This window comes from Spirosoma sordidisoli, from assembly GCF_004138325.1.
In the GTDB taxonomy this organism is placed as follows: domain Bacteria; phylum Bacteroidota; class Bacteroidia; order Cytophagales; family Spirosomataceae; genus Spirosoma; species Spirosoma sordidisoli.
The window spans coordinates 299,798-312,816 of sequence record NZ_SBLB01000004.1 but is presented as its reverse complement, the minus strand read 5'-3'; the positions used below and the strand labels follow the sequence as shown (position 1 = coordinate 312,816).

General features: G+C 56.9%; 20 protein-coding genes. 8 read left to right on the top strand and 12 right to left on the bottom strand.

Annotation, left to right across the window (positions count from 1 at the left end; all coding sequences use genetic code 11):
* The first annotated feature begins 84 nt into the window (after window positions 1–84).
* On the top strand, window positions 85–900 hold the full coding sequence (gene blaOXA, locus EQG79_RS16220) for a class D beta-lactamase (protein WP_129602593.1): 816 nt from the start codon (window positions 85–87) through the stop codon (window positions 898–900).
* 32 nt (window positions 901–932) lie between these two features.
* On the opposite strand, the gene EQG79_RS16215 is transcribed toward blaOXA, so the two are convergent.
* Window positions 933–2,765, bottom strand: a complete 1,833-nt coding sequence (locus EQG79_RS16215; protein WP_077923284.1) for an ABC transporter ATP-binding protein — start codon at window positions 2,763–2,765, stop codon at window positions 933–935.
* Window positions 2,766–2,848: 83 nt separating this feature from the next.
* Between EQG79_RS16215 and EQG79_RS16210 the strand changes: the two genes are divergently transcribed.
* The 3 genes from EQG79_RS16210 to EQG79_RS16200 are packed head-to-tail and all read left to right on the top strand — an operon-like array spanning window position 2,849 to window position 4,570.
* Complete coding sequence (locus tag EQG79_RS16210) at window positions 2,849–3,193, top strand: PadR family transcriptional regulator (protein ID WP_077923283.1); 345 nt, start codon at window positions 2,849–2,851, stop codon at window positions 3,191–3,193.
* 3 nt (window positions 3,194–3,196) lie between these two features.
* A complete protein-coding gene (locus EQG79_RS16205) occupies window positions 3,197–3,862 on the top strand; it encodes a hypothetical protein (protein ID WP_129602591.1) in 666 nt (221 codons plus the stop codon).
* A gap of 6 nt (window positions 3,863–3,868) precedes the next feature.
* Window positions 3,869–4,570: a hypothetical protein gene (locus tag EQG79_RS16200; protein ID WP_129602589.1), complete on the top strand. Its 702-nt coding sequence runs from the start codon at window positions 3,869–3,871 to the stop codon at window positions 4,568–4,570.
* A gap of 270 nt (window positions 4,571–4,840) precedes the next feature.
* Here EQG79_RS16200 and EQG79_RS16195 read toward each other — a convergent pair whose 3' ends face one another.
* From EQG79_RS16195 to EQG79_RS16150, 10 genes are all read right to left on the bottom strand, one after another.
* Window positions 4,841–5,191, bottom strand: a complete 351-nt coding sequence (locus tag EQG79_RS16195; protein WP_077923281.1) for a hypothetical protein — start codon at window positions 5,189–5,191, stop codon at window positions 4,841–4,843.
* A gap of 34 nt (window positions 5,192–5,225) precedes the next feature.
* Complete coding sequence (locus EQG79_RS16190; RefSeq protein ID WP_129602587.1) at window positions 5,226–5,576, bottom strand: hypothetical protein; 351 nt, start codon at window positions 5,574–5,576, stop codon at window positions 5,226–5,228.
* Window positions 5,577–5,614: 38 nt separating this feature from the next.
* Entirely contained in the window at window positions 5,615–5,959 is a 345-nt protein-coding gene (locus tag EQG79_RS16185; RefSeq protein WP_129602585.1) for a hypothetical protein, read from the bottom strand.
* A gap of 87 nt (window positions 5,960–6,046) precedes the next feature.
* The gene (locus EQG79_RS16180; RefSeq protein WP_129602583.1) at window positions 6,047–6,385 is read right to left on the bottom strand and encodes a hypothetical protein; all 339 of its coding nucleotides are present in this window, start codon (window positions 6,383–6,385) and stop codon (window positions 6,047–6,049) included.
* 75 nt (window positions 6,386–6,460) lie between these two features.
* Entirely contained in the window at window positions 6,461–6,823 is a 363-nt protein-coding gene (locus EQG79_RS16175; RefSeq protein ID WP_165358914.1) for a hypothetical protein, read from the bottom strand.
* Between the two features lie 102 nt (window positions 6,824–6,925).
* On the bottom strand, window positions 6,926–7,615 hold the full coding sequence (locus EQG79_RS16170) for a hypothetical protein (RefSeq protein ID WP_129602580.1): 690 nt from the start codon (window positions 7,613–7,615) through the stop codon (window positions 6,926–6,928).
* Between the two features lie 58 nt (window positions 7,616–7,673).
* A complete protein-coding gene (locus tag EQG79_RS16165) occupies window positions 7,674–8,045 on the bottom strand; it encodes a hypothetical protein (RefSeq protein WP_129602579.1) in 372 nt (123 codons plus the stop codon).
* Window positions 8,042–8,413 carry a hypothetical protein gene (locus tag EQG79_RS16160; protein WP_129602577.1) on the bottom strand — a complete coding sequence of 124 codons (372 nt, stop codon included), beginning with the start codon at window positions 8,411–8,413 and terminating at the stop codon, window positions 8,042–8,044. Before EQG79_RS16160 ends, EQG79_RS16165 begins: the two co-directional genes overlap by 4 nt.
* A 29-nt stretch (window positions 8,414–8,442) precedes the next feature.
* Window positions 8,443–8,784: a glycoside hydrolase family 95 protein gene (locus EQG79_RS16155; protein WP_129602575.1), complete on the bottom strand. Its 342-nt coding sequence runs from the start codon at window positions 8,782–8,784 to the stop codon at window positions 8,443–8,445.
* A 79-nt stretch (window positions 8,785–8,863) separates the two neighbouring features.
* The gene (locus EQG79_RS16150) at window positions 8,864–9,199 is read right to left on the bottom strand and encodes a hypothetical protein (protein ID WP_129602573.1); all 336 of its coding nucleotides are present in this window, start codon (window positions 9,197–9,199) and stop codon (window positions 8,864–8,866) included.
* Between the two features lie 105 nt (window positions 9,200–9,304).
* On the opposite strand from EQG79_RS16150, the gene arfB reads away from it, so the two are divergent.
* From arfB to EQG79_RS16135, 3 genes are all read left to right on the top strand, one after another.
* The gene (arfB, locus tag EQG79_RS16145) at window positions 9,305–9,706 is read left to right on the top strand and encodes an alternative ribosome rescue aminoacyl-tRNA hydrolase ArfB (protein ID WP_129602571.1); all 402 of its coding nucleotides are present in this window, start codon (window positions 9,305–9,307) and stop codon (window positions 9,704–9,706) included.
* Window positions 9,707–9,798: 92 nt separating this feature from the next.
* Window positions 9,799–10,389: an RNA polymerase sigma factor gene (locus EQG79_RS16140; protein ID WP_077923270.1), complete on the top strand. Its 591-nt coding sequence runs from the start codon at window positions 9,799–9,801 to the stop codon at window positions 10,387–10,389.
* Window positions 10,390–10,398: 9 nt separating this feature from the next.
* Window positions 10,399–10,809 (top strand): hypothetical protein, encoded by a 411-nt coding sequence (locus EQG79_RS16135; protein WP_077923269.1) that lies wholly within the window; start codon window positions 10,399–10,401, stop codon window positions 10,807–10,809.
* A gap of 72 nt (window positions 10,810–10,881) precedes the next feature.
* On the opposite strand, the gene EQG79_RS16130 is transcribed toward EQG79_RS16135, so the two are convergent.
* Window positions 10,882–12,084: an acyl-CoA dehydrogenase family protein gene (locus EQG79_RS16130; protein WP_129602569.1), complete on the bottom strand. Its 1,203-nt coding sequence runs from the start codon at window positions 12,082–12,084 to the stop codon at window positions 10,882–10,884.
* Window positions 12,085–12,308: 224 nt separating this feature from the next.
* Here EQG79_RS16130 and EQG79_RS16125 point away from each other — a divergent pair, with 224 nt between their 5' ends.
* A complete protein-coding gene (locus EQG79_RS16125) occupies window positions 12,309–12,989 on the top strand; it encodes a porin family protein (protein ID WP_077923267.1) in 681 nt (226 codons plus the stop codon).
* Window positions 12,990–13,019: the final 30 nt, after the last annotated feature.

The window sequence follows — 13,019 nt, the reverse complement described above, 5'->3', positions numbered from 1 at the left end:
GAGAAACGACGGTAGGGTAAGCTCGTGGTAAGGACTAATTTGCTTTATTTACAGTTGATCGTCTGCTCGTTCACCCACCTGCCCATGCTTACCCGCTTTCTGTTGATGGCCCTGGTCGTTTCCGGTGCCTACCGGCCTCCCGCACCCGTTATCGACCGGCCCGACCTGGGCCGTTTTTTCGAGGCCGAAAAGCTAAACGGCTCGTTTCTGCTGTACGATCTGAAAAAAGACAGATACACGGCTTATCGGTACGCGCGCAGTCGGCAGGGGTTCCTGCCTGCGTCGACCTACAAGATCATCAACACCCTGATCGGACTCGAAACCGGGCTGCTTACCGATGACGCGACGATCATGAAGTGGGATGGGGTCCGGCGTGAACGGGAGGTGCTGAATAAGGACATGACCCTCCGTGAGGCTTTTCAGGTATCCTGCGTACCGTGTTATCAGGCGCTGGCCCGCCAGATCGGGGTGCAGCGTATGCGGTCGTTCGTGAAAAAAGCCGACTACGGCCGTATGGACATTCAGGCTGGCAGCCTCGACACGTTCTGGCTACGCGGAAAATCGCGGATTAGCCCCAAAGAAGAGGTCGATTTTCTCCGCCGTATCTATACGGGGCAGGTGCCCTTCTCGAAACCCCATCTGGCAACGCTGAAAAAGGTGATGCTGCTGGACGATCAACCCACCCACCGGCTGTATGGCAAAACGGGCTGGGCTTCGACCATGGACGGTATCGAGATGGACGGACCCGACATTGGCTGGTTCGTTGGCTACGTCGAGAAGGGCGACGACGTTTATTTCTTCGCTACCAATATCGAAAGCCCCCAGCCGGTGCCCGATACCTTTCTGGCGGGTCGCCGGCGGGTTACGGAGCGCATTCTGGCCGAACTCGGTATTCTCTAGGATACGGTTTTCGATCAAAAGCCCGCCCGCGGCTAAACGCTCTGCATGGTGCTGAGTTTCCGGTAAAATCCTTCGTCGAGGCTCAGCAGCTCGGTATGGCGCCCGCGTTCAACGATACGCCCCTGGTTAACGACCAGAATCTCGTCGGCATGCTGAATGGTGCTGAGCCGGTGCGCAATGACGAGGGTAGTCCGGTTGGCCATCAGGCGCGTCAGGGCTTCCTGCACCAGTTTCTCCGACTCGGTATCGAGGGCCGACGTCGCTTCGTCCAGAATCAGAATGGGCGGGTTTTTCAGAATAGCGCGGGCAATGCTGATCCGCTGCCGCTGTCCGCCCGATAGTTTGCCGCCCCGGTCGCCGATAACGGTCTGGTAGCCGTCGGGCTGCGCCAGAATGAAATCGTGGGCGTTGGCAATCCGGGCCGCTTCCATGACCGCAGCTTCGGTAGTGGGCGTGCCGAAGGCGATGTTGTTGAAGATCGTGTCGTTGAACAGAATACTCTCCTGGGTTACGATGCCCATCTGGCCGCGTAACGAAGCCAGCGTACAGTCGCGGAGATCCACACCGTCGATCAGGATGCGGCCGGCGGTGGGGTCGTAGAAACGCGGAATCAGGTCGGCAATGGTCGATTTACCCCCGCCCGACGACCCGACCAGGGCAATGGTTTTTCCTTTGGGCAGGTCGAAGCTAACCTCGCGCAATACTTGTGTATCGGCGTTATAGGCAAAGGATACCTGCTGTACCGAAATCCGGTCGCTGAAGTCGCTGAGCGTTACGGCGCCGGGTTTGTCCTGAACGGCGGGCTCCGTATCGATCAGCTCCAGCACCCGTTCGCCCGAGGCCAGTCCGCGTTGCGAGCCGCTGAACGCATTGCTGATGTCCTTGGCCGGGCGCGTCACCTGTGAGAAAATAGCGATGTAGGAAATAAACTCGGCCGCGGTCAGGTCAGACTGGCCGCTCAGCACCAGCGAACCGCCGTAGAGCAGAATCCCGGCAACTACCGCCACGCCCATCACTTCCGAAAACGGAGAAGCCAGCTCGCGCCGGTTGGCCAGCGAGCGAACGGCCTGTCGGTAGCCTTCGTTTTCGGCTCTGAACTTTTCCAGGATAAACCCTTCGGCCACAAACCCTTTCACGACGCGCATCCCGCCAAACGTTTCATCGAGCAGGCTCACCAGCCCGCTCAGCCGTTGCTGCCCGGCCTGCGCATCGCGTTTCATACGCCGAACCAGCGTAGCGATGAAGCCGCCCGATACCGGAATGACAATAATGGCAAACAGCGTCAGCTTAACCGATATGCTGAGGAGCGCCACGATGTAGCCAATCAGCAGAAACACCTCTTTCGAAGCCGCCGACAAGGTATTGGCAATGGAGTTTTCGACCTCCTGCACATCGGTTGTGGTCCGCGAAATGAGATTTCCTTTCCGCTCGTTCGAGAAGAATCCCAGATGCAGCCCGAGCGTCCGGCTGAAGACCGCTTCGCGCAGACGGGCTACCATGCGGGCTTTGAACGATTCCAGCTGCCGCACCGACAGGTATTTGAACAGATTGCTGAACAGAACCGAGACCACAATAACCGCGCATACGAACTGGAGCGCGCCGACTTTCCCATAATCGCGGAACACCTGCGCAAAATAATACCGGAAAAAATCGACGGGCCCGGAGGTCAGGTCTGGGGCAGGCTGGCTGAGGAAGGCCTGCATCTTGGCCGGGTCTACCTTATCGAAAAGAATGCTGAGCAGTGGAATCAGTAAGGTGAAGTTCAAAACGCCAAATACACTGGCCAGGAGCGACGTTGCTACAAACGGCGTCAGAAAGCGGCCCAGCGGACTGGCAAACGAGAGTAAGCGGAGGTAGGTCTTCATTGCTCCCGCAAAGGTAGCACCCCACTTACCATTTTTATACCTAAGACTTGTAGGTATATAATTTTCGTTTGTATGTTTGTCGTATGAACAACAGCAACAACGCTCAACTGCTTAAAGGTAGCTTATCGGTCATGATTCTGCGGCTGCTGGAGGATCGCGACCGCATGTACGGCTACGAGATTACCCAGAAAGTAAAGGAGCTGACGGCGGGCGAGATGACCATAACGGAAGGCGCCCTGTATCCGGCTCTGCACAAGCTCGAAGCCGACGGCTTACTGACTACCGAAACCCAGGTTGTTGAAGGCCGCGCCCGCAAATACTACTCACTGACCAAAACCGGCCATACCGAAGCGGCCAGTCGCGTAGCTGACCTGTCGGCTTTTCTGAATAACCTGAACCTGGTGCTTAACCTCAAACCGTCTGTATAACCAATGGCGCTTACGACTATCCAGCTGAAGACATTACGCTATGATCTGCAGGAACTGGCGCATATCGACTACCACGACGTGCTGACCGAACTGCTCGATCACTACGCCACCCTGACGGAGCAGAAAATGGAGACCGGTCTTTCGTTCGAGGAGGCCAGCCGATGGGCCTGGGCCGAGCTTGGGTCGGGGAAGGGGCTGCAGGCCATTCAGGCTGATTTTGTCCGGAACATCCGGCAGCAGATCCGGCGCCAGCATATGGGTGTGCTGAAAAGCTATTTCCGCTGGCCTACCATCGTACTGACCGCCCTGGTGGGGGTGCTTGTCTATCTGGTGGTGCCCATGCTCTCCGACCGAACCCTGACGATCGGTTTGGTTGGAGTGACGCTGGTGCCGTTAGCTGCTCTTTTACGAGGGTACTGGTATGGGGACCACCACCGGGAGAACGTCGACAAAATCGTTTGGAAATATGTATACCGGGTGGGGGTTTTGCCTGTCAATGTGTTTCAGATCATGGTAAACGCCAACTTTTTCAGTGACTCTCCTGCGTCGGCGCGGGTGTTTTTGCAGACGCACACCAGCGTAGTGACCATGCTCTCGCTGCTACTGCTGATCTATGCCGCCAGCTTTATTCAGTTATACCAACAGAAATACGTTTACAAACACGTCTGATCAGTTATGTGTACATCCCAACAGCTCGATGCCATAGATCGTCATCTGCGTAAAGAGAACTGGCTCCTTAACGAAGAATTCATTGCCGAACTGACCGACCATTACATCAGCAGCATTACTGACCGCCTGGCAGAAGGAAGTTCTTTTGAGCAGGCGTTGGCCAGCGTACACCAGGATTTTGGTGGTCGAACCGGTTTGCTGAATATGGAAGAGCAATATGCTCATAACCAGTTTCTCCGTACTAGGCGGACCTCCCGTGCTGTATTTCTTGCTTACCTGAAGCCCCCGAGGCTTGCGATTAGCCTGCTCCTATTGGCTTGCTTTTATCAGTTGACATCCGCCTATCCTCACTATGGGCGGTACGCCATGATCCAGGGAGGGCTAATGGCGCTGGTTTTAGGTGGGGGTGTTGCAGCTGCGTTCATCCTGCTGATCGAGCGATTCAAAAGCCGCCAAAACTCGATCACTAACCACAGAAAGCTGATTTCGGTCGGCGTACTTGTCGTTAACTTCGGACGCGCTACTCTGGTAGCCCTCGGGCCGGAAATTTGGGTAAAGCCGACCTTCTACAGTCAGCATGTGCACGTATTTGATGCAGCAGGTTTAACAGCCAGTGTCATCTGCCTGCTCAGTGCCGTTGAGTGTCTGATGAAAGTGTGGCCGACCTATGGAGCCGTGACCACCCCTGTCAGTGGTCGAAGACCCTGACAGGGGTGAATCTTACCCCGTTATTGGCAGTAGTGCTTCGGCTTTACTATCCCCTGTCAGGGTCTTCGACCACTGACAGGGGATAGCCGGGTCTCTGCTGAAACGGGTTTGCAAACATGTCTGATTCTACAGTACTGGTAGGGATAATATTCTTTTGTTCATCCCTGCTGTAGCCACTGACAGGGTCTTCGACCACTGACAGGGTATGAGCTGGTCCCCGCTGCCAGTAGTCGAAGACCCTGGCAGCGGGGACTGTTTTTTCTCTTCTATTTATTCGTTGCCGATCTGACCTGCCAGCGATCGGAGGGCGGAAGAAAGTCCTTCGAGCCGGGGGGCTATGTCGCCTTCCGAACCCATCAGGGTGCTGAATTCGGTGGTTTGGGTAGCCAGCGTCTGGAGCAGGCCGCTCAACTCCGACGTGTTGATCTGATCGCTTTTCAGCTGCGTCTTTACCCGTTCGAGGGTATCGGCTATCTCCGTAGCGTTGTCGGTCTGACGGAGCTGTTCGAGCCACTGGTCAATGACACCGGTGCCGCTTTGGGGCGTTTCGTTGGTGACGTCGGCTTCCAGAACCCCCATCGTCGAGTCGAGGAGGTCGGTTGATTCTTCGTGATTGAGCATTGGCGTGATAACGTATAATTAATGAATAGATCGGTTAAAACTGGCTGCTGAAGTTGCGCAGGGCGCTGGCGAGTTGTACCAGCTGGCTCGACGTGGCTCCGGTGGCCGAGGGTTCCTGAGCAATGGCCGACGTATGACTGGCGAGGCTCAGGAGCAGATGCCGGATCGATTCAGGGTCGGGGGTATCCATTTTCAGCTGGTCGCGCAGGGCGGTCAGCTCAGCCTGAATACGCTCCGTTCCGACATCGCCCCGCAACGCGTTCAGCCAGCCTTCCAGCATCAGCGTACCGCGTTCGGGCGACAGAACGGCAGCGCTACCCTCTCCAAATGCGCCGAGGGTGTCGGCCAGCATCCGGTTTTCGAGTGAGGTTTGAGTTCCTTCCATAATCGTGTGTAGTGTATTGATGAAAAAAACGGCAGCTATTACAGCTTGCTGCCAAAATTTCGCAGCATCTTCGACAGGCTTTCGAGTCCGCCCGTCCAGGTGCCTTCCGAGTTGGGACCCTCGGCGGTTTGCTGAGCCTGGTCGGCCAGTCCTTCCATGAGCAGCCGAATCCGCTGGCTGTTGGGCTGGGCAGCCTGAAGTTCCGTGCGCAGTTCATTCAGATGGCCCTGGAGTTGACCCAGATTCGGGTCGCCCTGCAGGGCCTGTAACCAGCCATCGATGAGCATGACGCCCTGAGCAGGCGAAACTCCGCCCTGGTTGCCATCGCGAAAGGTGGTCAGTGTGTCTTCGAGCATGCGCTCTTCGAGTACGTTCGATCCCATAGTAGTTGTTGTTTGAATACGCTGTCCCGGTCATGGCGGCTCGCTTCGCTATAGGGCATCAAGCAGGCCGACATGACCGGAGAGCGGTTATAATTGATCGGCAAACAGCCGCAGCGACGTGGCTACGTCTTCGAGTTTACCGGCTGTCTGCTCCTGAATATTCCGACCCTGAGCCACCTGCGACGTATGGTCGGCAATGATCATGAGCAGGTCTTTGATGCGGTCTGTGTCTGGTTGCGCCAGTTGCAGCTGACCGCGAAGTTCCCGGAGCCGCCCTTCAATAATTTCGGCGCTTGGGTTACCGTCAATTACTTTCAGCCAGCCGTCGATAAGTTTTACCCCATCGGTGGGTGAGGCCGCATCGACGCTGCCCAGGCCGTTGGCCGTCTGTTCGAACAGACGCTGATCCAATGCGTGTGAAGCCATAATTCGGTGTTCTGTTTAGGGATGATAGTGGTCCGGAGGGCTATCAATGAGCCCCCCAGACCAGATACAGTCTGTCTACACAGTTGTCGATAACTGACCGGCAAAGTTGCGCAGGGCGGTGGCCAGCGTTTGCAAGCCCGATTGCATATCGCCCTCGGCTTTTGGGGCTGTCTGCTCGGTTTTGTCGGCGAGTTCGTTCAGCAGCTGCGTGAGTCGCTGATTGTCGGGTGCGCCCGTCTGCAGTTCATCGCGGAGCTGGGTGAGAGGGGCCATCAGGTCGCCGGTGAGGTGATTATTTTTGATGGATGAGAACCAGTCGGTAATCAGCGACATGCCCTCCTGGGGCGATGCGGCCTGGCCCTGATCGAAAGCGGCCACCGTAGCGTCGAGCAGGGTAGCGGCCGATGAGCCGGCGGTTTGTGAATGTTGGTTTGCCATGATTCGTTGAGTAATGTATACTATGGAAACCGCCTGTGAAGCGGTTTGTTTCGTTTTGGCTCTTCCCTTTCTGCGGGTGAAAAAGAGAAGAGCCAAGGTGGTTTAGTACTGTGACCGTCCGCCCGAGGATCCGCTGCCGGAGTCGGCGGTACCGCCCGAAACGCCCGAGCGCTGGGTGCCGGAGTTGGCGCTGTAGTCGTCGCCATCCGAACCGGTGCCGTAGCCCGATCCGTACGAGCCGCCGTCCTGCATCCGGGCACCGTCGCTACCGGTCGTGTCGTCCATACCCATCGCCGAGCTGTTGCGATCTACCGTGCCGCCGTTGCGATCCGAGAAGTCGTTGTCGTTCTGCTGCGAAGGAGGAACGCCCGATCCGCTCGTGGTCGATTCGCCACCCACGGTGCTGCTCATGGGCGCCTGCTGATTTTTGGCATCGGTCATATTGGCCGAGCCGCCGAGCTGGTTGCCAAACCCTTCGAGGGCTTCGATCAGGCTGTTGAGCCGGGTTTTTACGTCGGTGTCGGCCGAGTTAGCTACCGCCCGTGCCTGTTCGGTCAAATCGTTGAGCAGCTGCCGGATCTGCGCGCTGTCGGGGTTACCGCTTTGCAATTCGGCTTTCAGGTCGCTGAGGCTGCTGCTGACCGGGTTGGCGCTGTCGTCGGCGTCGCGCAGGGCGCTGGTCCAGCTGTCAATAAGTGAAACACCATCGAGCGGAGATACCGCTTTTGAATCGCCGTTGAAGGCATTGATGGTGGTCGTAATCAGGTTGGATGTCTGCTGATCGATTGCCATAGTTGTACTGATGTAAGGGTATGGTTTTGTTGAGTAAAGCCTGTTGACTAACAGGGTATCAGAGGGTAGCCGTAATCTGCCGGTGCAGGTTTTCGAGGGTGGCTACCAGTTGCGAGAGTTCGGTCTGCTCGGCGCTGGCCTGGGCCGACTGCATAACGCCTTTTGTCTGGGTAATCAGGTCGTCGAGAATTTCGGCGATGACCTGTCCGTCGGGCTGGCCTTCGTTCTGATCGGGGTCGAGTTCGCTCCGCAGTTCTTCGAGGGTGTCAACGATTTCGTCGGTTTCGTCGTCGCCGGCTTCGTCGATGCGGTCGAGCCACTTGTCGATGAGTGCAATGCCGTCCTGGGGCTCAAGGGTACTGATGCTGCTGTCAAACGCGTTGACGGTTTCGTCGATCAGCGAAAGCTGGTTTGGGTCGTTAGAAATCATGAGTTGTGTTTGTTGATTGGTAATGGCTGTTCAGTCGACAGGCGCTGCCCAAACGAGGTCAGGGCTCTGACGAGGTCATTCAGCGCGGAATAATAGGTATCGGCTGCTTCCGGAATGGCCCGGGCCGTTAGCTCACCCAGTTTGTTCACCAATGTACGTACCCGGCTGGCCTGGGGGGCTCCGCTGATCAGTTCCTTCTGCAGGGCCTGCAGGGCGGTGATCAGCTCGTCGAACCCATCTTCCTTTTTCAGGGCCGTGATCCAGTCTCTGGTCAGGCTGGCCCCGTCGGTCGGCAGCGCTGTATCGAGGTTGCCATCGAGGAAATCGATCGTCACGTCAATCAGTTTGTCGCTGTGTTCCTGTACCATGGGGTGTCGATTTTGGTGAACGAAGCGCGTCAGCTTGCCATACCCTGCGCAAAATCCTTGAGCGCCGTCGAGAGGTTTTGTAAATCCTGTTTGTAATCTCCTTCGGCCGCGTTGTTAGCCAGGTCGATGGTTTGACCCGATAAATCGCGCAGGAGCCGCTCTACGCTACGCATGTCGTTGGCGTTGAGGGCATCGCGGAGTTTCTCGAGCGGTTCAGCGACCCACTGGGTGCTGACGTCGGAACGAACAATGCCAATCCAGTCCTGAATCAGGTTGACGCCCTGATCGGGGGTTGTATCGGGTGCGCCCCCGCCCAGCGTATGGAGCGTATCGGAGAGCATAGTAGCAATTTTCTGATCGTGATGTGCCATTGGGCTTGGGTTTTTAGTTTTCGGTTCTGGCCTGACCCGGTGCCCGACAGGAGTTGCCGGTAGCCGGAAAACCAGCGGCTTACGCCTGCTGCAGGTCGGTAGCAAAGGAGCGGAGCGAGTCGGCCAGCTGCCTGAGCGCATCCGCATAGGGGCTGGCGGCCGAGCGCGACAGGTGCTCGGTCTGTTGAGCCACCCGGGTCAGCAGGTCCCGAATCCGGGACGCGTTGGGCGTAATGTTGTGCAGCTCGTCGTAGAGCGCGGTAAGTGTTTCGGCGGCCGCGTCGGCGCCCTCCGTGTGTTTAAGAACCGAAATCCAGTCTTTAATCAGATCGGCGCCGGTGGCGGGTGGCAGATCGCGCTGTTGCAGCGATTGGAGCGTCCCGTCAATCATAGCCGATGGATGTGCATGTGCCATACCGTTGAATCCATTAGTTTTGGACTAGGAAAACCCGCTGTCCCGGCGATTGTTCGGTGGGTTATGTACATTTCATACTAAACCTACCTACTGAGTCTATTAATCATGAATGCAACGCGCCTACAGCCCGAATTGCGGTATCAGTTTGCCCGGAGCGGAGGAGCGGGCGGGCAGAACGTTAACAAAGTGGCTACCAAAGCCGAACTGCGGTTCAACGTTCGTACGTCGGCGCTGCTGACAGATGAGGAGCGGGCCGTACTGAGTGCCAAACTGGCCGGGAAATTAACGGCAGAAGGTGAGCTGGTACTGACCCACCAAACCGAACGGACGCAGCTGGCCAACCGCGAAAAAGTAACGAAAAAGTTTTACCGGCTGATCGAAAAGGCCTTCGAAGAGCCCAAACCCCGCCGAAAAACGAAACCGTCGAAGGCCGCTGTTGCCGAGCGAATGGCGGAGAAAAAGCACAAGGGCGACCTGAAAGCCAACCGCAGGCGGGTCGACTACTAGACCGGCCGTCGGCTCCGGCACAAAGAATACGTCGTGTTTGTTATGCAATTCCGTCCCTGGCTGCATCATACGGTCAGGTAGCCGGGTCGCTCATGTTTCTAAAACGTTTTCGCAAAGCCAAATCCCAGACGGATCAGTACGATACCCCGGCTGGCTACATCGCGGCTTACCGGGCCACGGGCGATCTGGCTATTCTGGGCGAGCTCTATGAGCGGCATATGGATCTGGTCTACGCCGTCTGCTACAACTACCTGCGCGACGAGGAAGAGGCCAAAGATGCGGTGATGCATCTGTTCGAGCAGCTGATTACCGATCTGCTCCGGCATGATGTGCAGCAGTTTGTACCCTGGCTCCATACGGTGGCGCGCAACTACTGCCTGATGCAGCTGCGCCGGAGTCAGGCGCACCCCAAAACGACCCTGGCCGGCCAGGACGATGCGGATGCGGATGAACCCAGCCTGTCCGATTTCCCGGATGCCAGCCCGGAGCTGGAAGAAGACCTGACCCGCATGGAGTCCTGTCTGAAAACCCTGCCCATGGAGCAGCAGACCTGTCTGACGTTATTCTATCTCGAACAGAAGAGTTACGTTGAGGTAGCCGAGCAAACGGGTTTCGATCTGAAACAGGTCAAGAGTTATTTGCAAAATGGTCGGCGAATGTTGAAAATTTGTATGAGTAAGTAAGCAATCAGCATGAACGATCAACTGACTTTCGATGAGTTACGGGCCTACCAGGCCGGACGCCTGAGTGGGTCGGCCCGCCATCGTGTGGAGCGATTACTACTCGAAGATCCGTTCTACGCCGACGCGCTGGCCGGGCTGGAGGCCATGCAGCAAACGGCCACCACCACCACGGCCGAGCAGCTTACCGACCTGCGCGATGCGCTCCACGAACGGATCCACGCATCGGCCAACAAAAAACGGCTCTGGCCGCTCTGGATCGCTACGACCACCGCGGCCATTCTGTTCATGCTGGCGATGGCCATCTATTTTATCTTCTTCCTGGCCCCCAGACGGCAGACGACCCCGCCGAAGCCTGCTCCTGTCGAGACGCATCTCCCGGCCCGCCCGCTACCGCCGGTTATGGTCTTACCGTTAGCCTGAACGTGTTGTTTTTGTGGTCCGTGTCCCCACGGACCACGGTGACCAACCCACGGACGTTCCTCCCGAACGGGATTATTTCGATTGGTAGACGGGTTTGTAGGCAACGGCGTCGATGACGATTTTGGCGATGATTTCGCGCATGATCTCTGACGAGCCGCCGGCAATGGTGCCCACCCGGACGTCGCGGTAGGCGCGGGCGATGGGGTAATCTTCCATGTAGCCGTAGCCGCCAAAAAACTGCAGGCAGGTGTCGACCACGCGCTTCTGGAGTTCGGACGTGGCCAGCTTCGCCATCGAACATTCCTTAACGATTACGTCGCCCTGGGTGAAGAGCCAGCAGGTATGGTAGACGAACTGGCGGGCCATCTCGATCTCGGTGGCTATGTTGGCAATCTGGTGGCGAATAGCCTGAAAGGTCCCGATTTTCTTCCCGAAGGCTTCGCGCTCGTTGAGGTACTGAAGCGTCCAGTCGAGGGCGAGCTGTGCACCTGACACGGCCATCACTGCAGCTACCAGCCGTTCGAGCTGCAGGCTTTCCATGAGGTAATAAAAGCCCCGGTTCTCCTGCCCGATCAGGTTAGCAACCGGCACCCGCACATCGTCGAAGCGAATCTCGGCGGTGTCGGACGAGTGCCAGCCGATCTTGTTGAGTTTGGTACGGGTAATGCCGGGGCTGTCGAGATCCACGACGAGCAGACTGATGGGATGGGTTCCGGCACCGGTCCTTTCTGTCGGGCTGCCGGTTTTAACGACCAGCGTGACAAAATCGCCGTAGGTGCCGTTGCTGATGAACGTTTTCGTGCCGTTGACGATATAGGCATCACCTGCATCGGTACGTATGGCCGTAGTTCGGATGGCCGATACGTCCGAACCGGCGTCGGGTTCGGTAATGGCTAGGGCGGCTACTTTCTCACCGGCGATGGCGGGTTGCAGGTAGCGCTGTTTGAGGTCGGTACTGCCCACCCTGGCAATGTGGTTGATGGCCATATACTCATGAACGCTGACGGCGGTAGCAAAGCCGCCCATACCGCAACGGGCCAGCTCTTCCAGAAAAACAACGGAGTACCAGAAGTCAGCGTTTACCCCACCATATTCTTCGGGAAAGGGCAGACCGAGGTAGCCCAGCTGGCCCATCCGCTGGAAAATCGACAGCGGTATCCGGCGGGCCGTTTCCCAGGCGTCGGTATGCGGAACAACCTCGTTGTCAATAAACTGTCTGACGCTTTGCCGAAACAGCTCGTGTTCGTCGCGGAAGTATAGGGAGGGTCGGTTCATAATCTGAGCACCGGACGGCCACGCCCGGCATCACGACTGATGGGTCGATACGCCCAGCCGTGGCCGCCTGGATTGGAGAAACGTAAATCAGTCCAATATTTCCTCAAAATTAACTTAAACCCCGCCCGTTCGCTAGTCAGCCATTCAGTAAGATGATCGCATGTTTTGCAAAACAATTCCAGCAGTGGGGCGTTAAGCGGTGAACTCATCATTTTTTTAATTCTATGTTTCGTTTACATTCGCTACGTGCAATTGTCCTCTCTGCTTTGTTCGCTACTACCTGTTTGTCAGCAGCTTCGGCTCAACAACGGTTTAGTGCTGGTCCGCGGGTAGGCTTGAATTTGTCTAAATTTGGCAAGGATGTCGTTGACAACCAGTTTCACCCCGGATTCACGGCGGGCGCGTTTTTGATGTACAGCTCGCTGAACCACTTCGGGATTTCGGTCGATGCCTTGTACAGCCAGCGGGGCGCTGCCTTCCGCAACCCGGATGGCTCGTCGCTCAACTACAACCAGCGGGTCAACTACCTCGAAATTCCGGTGGCCCTGCGCTACTTCCTGACGCTGAACGGCAACTTCCGGCCCAACGTTTTCTTCGGTCCGTCGCTGGCTTTCAAGCTGAACGCGAAGAACAACCTGGTGCCGGCGCCCAACAACGACAACTCGGCTGCGTTCAACTCGGCTGATCTGGGTCTTCTGGCTGGTTTTCAGCTCAACTGGCCGGGCTTCGGTGAGCGCCAGCGATTTCTGGTCGACGCGCGTTACACCTACGGGCTGACCGACGTAACGGCCCAGCCGATTCCGGGGGGCATCAACGGACAGAATATCAACAACTCTATGATTACCCTTACGCTGGGGTACGGATTTGGCGTAGGACCAGAATACCGCAGCCGGTATCGCCGTTAGGCTTAACTTGGGGCGTTTTACCAAACTTAT

Excerpts from the sequence above, each read along its gene's own strand:
- EQG79_RS16140 (WP_077923270.1), top strand. The coding sequence starts at position 9,799 with ATGTTTCTAAAACGTTTTCGCAAAGCCAAATCCCAGACGGATCAGTAC.
- EQG79_RS16180 (WP_129602583.1), bottom strand. The coding sequence starts at position 6,385 with ATGGCTTCACACGCATTGGATCAGCGTCTGTTCGAACAGACGGCCAAC.
- EQG79_RS16155 (WP_129602575.1), bottom strand. The coding sequence starts at position 8,784 with ATGGCACATCACGATCAGAAAATTGCTACTATGCTCTCCGATACGCTC.
- EQG79_RS16165 (WP_129602579.1), bottom strand. The coding sequence starts at position 8,045 with ATGATTTCTAACGACCCAAACCAGCTTTCGCTGATCGACGAAACCGTC.
- EQG79_RS16195 (WP_077923281.1), bottom strand. The coding sequence starts at position 5,191 with ATGCTCAATCACGAAGAATCAACCGACCTCCTCGACTCGACGATGGGG.
- EQG79_RS16185 (WP_129602585.1), bottom strand. The coding sequence starts at position 5,959 with ATGGGATCGAACGTACTCGAAGAGCGCATGCTCGAAGACACACTGACC.
- EQG79_RS16125 (WP_077923267.1), top strand. The coding sequence starts at position 12,309 with ATGTTTCGTTTACATTCGCTACGTGCAATTGTCCTCTCTGCTTTGTTC.
- EQG79_RS16210 (WP_077923283.1), top strand. The coding sequence starts at position 2,849 with ATGAACAACAGCAACAACGCTCAACTGCTTAAAGGTAGCTTATCGGTC.
- EQG79_RS16135 (WP_077923269.1), top strand. The coding sequence starts at position 10,399 with ATGAACGATCAACTGACTTTCGATGAGTTACGGGCCTACCAGGCCGGA.
- EQG79_RS16130 (WP_129602569.1), bottom strand. The coding sequence starts at position 12,084 with ATGAACCGACCCTCCCTATACTTCCGCGACGAACACGAGCTGTTTCGG.
- EQG79_RS16150 (WP_129602573.1), bottom strand. The coding sequence starts at position 9,199 with ATGGCACATGCACATCCATCGGCTATGATTGACGGGACGCTCCAATCG.
- EQG79_RS16205 (WP_129602591.1), top strand. The coding sequence starts at position 3,197 with ATGGCGCTTACGACTATCCAGCTGAAGACATTACGCTATGATCTGCAG.
- EQG79_RS16215 (WP_077923284.1), bottom strand. The coding sequence starts at position 2,765 with ATGAAGACCTACCTCCGCTTACTCTCGTTTGCCAGTCCGCTGGGCCGC.
- EQG79_RS16200 (WP_129602589.1), top strand. The coding sequence starts at position 3,869 with ATGTGTACATCCCAACAGCTCGATGCCATAGATCGTCATCTGCGTAAA.
- arfB (WP_129602571.1), top strand. The coding sequence starts at position 9,305 with ATGAATGCAACGCGCCTACAGCCCGAATTGCGGTATCAGTTTGCCCGG.
- EQG79_RS16175 (WP_165358914.1), bottom strand. The coding sequence starts at position 6,823 with ATGGCAAACCAACATTCACAAACCGCCGGCTCATCGGCCGCTACCCTG.
- EQG79_RS16170 (WP_129602580.1), bottom strand. The coding sequence starts at position 7,615 with ATGGCAATCGATCAGCAGACATCCAACCTGATTACGACCACCATCAAT.
- EQG79_RS16190 (WP_129602587.1), bottom strand. The coding sequence starts at position 5,576 with ATGGAAGGAACTCAAACCTCACTCGAAAACCGGATGCTGGCCGACACC.
- EQG79_RS16160 (WP_129602577.1), bottom strand. The coding sequence starts at position 8,413 with ATGGTACAGGAACACAGCGACAAACTGATTGACGTGACGATCGATTTC.
- blaOXA (WP_129602593.1), top strand. The coding sequence starts at position 85 with ATGCTTACCCGCTTTCTGTTGATGGCCCTGGTCGTTTCCGGTGCCTAC.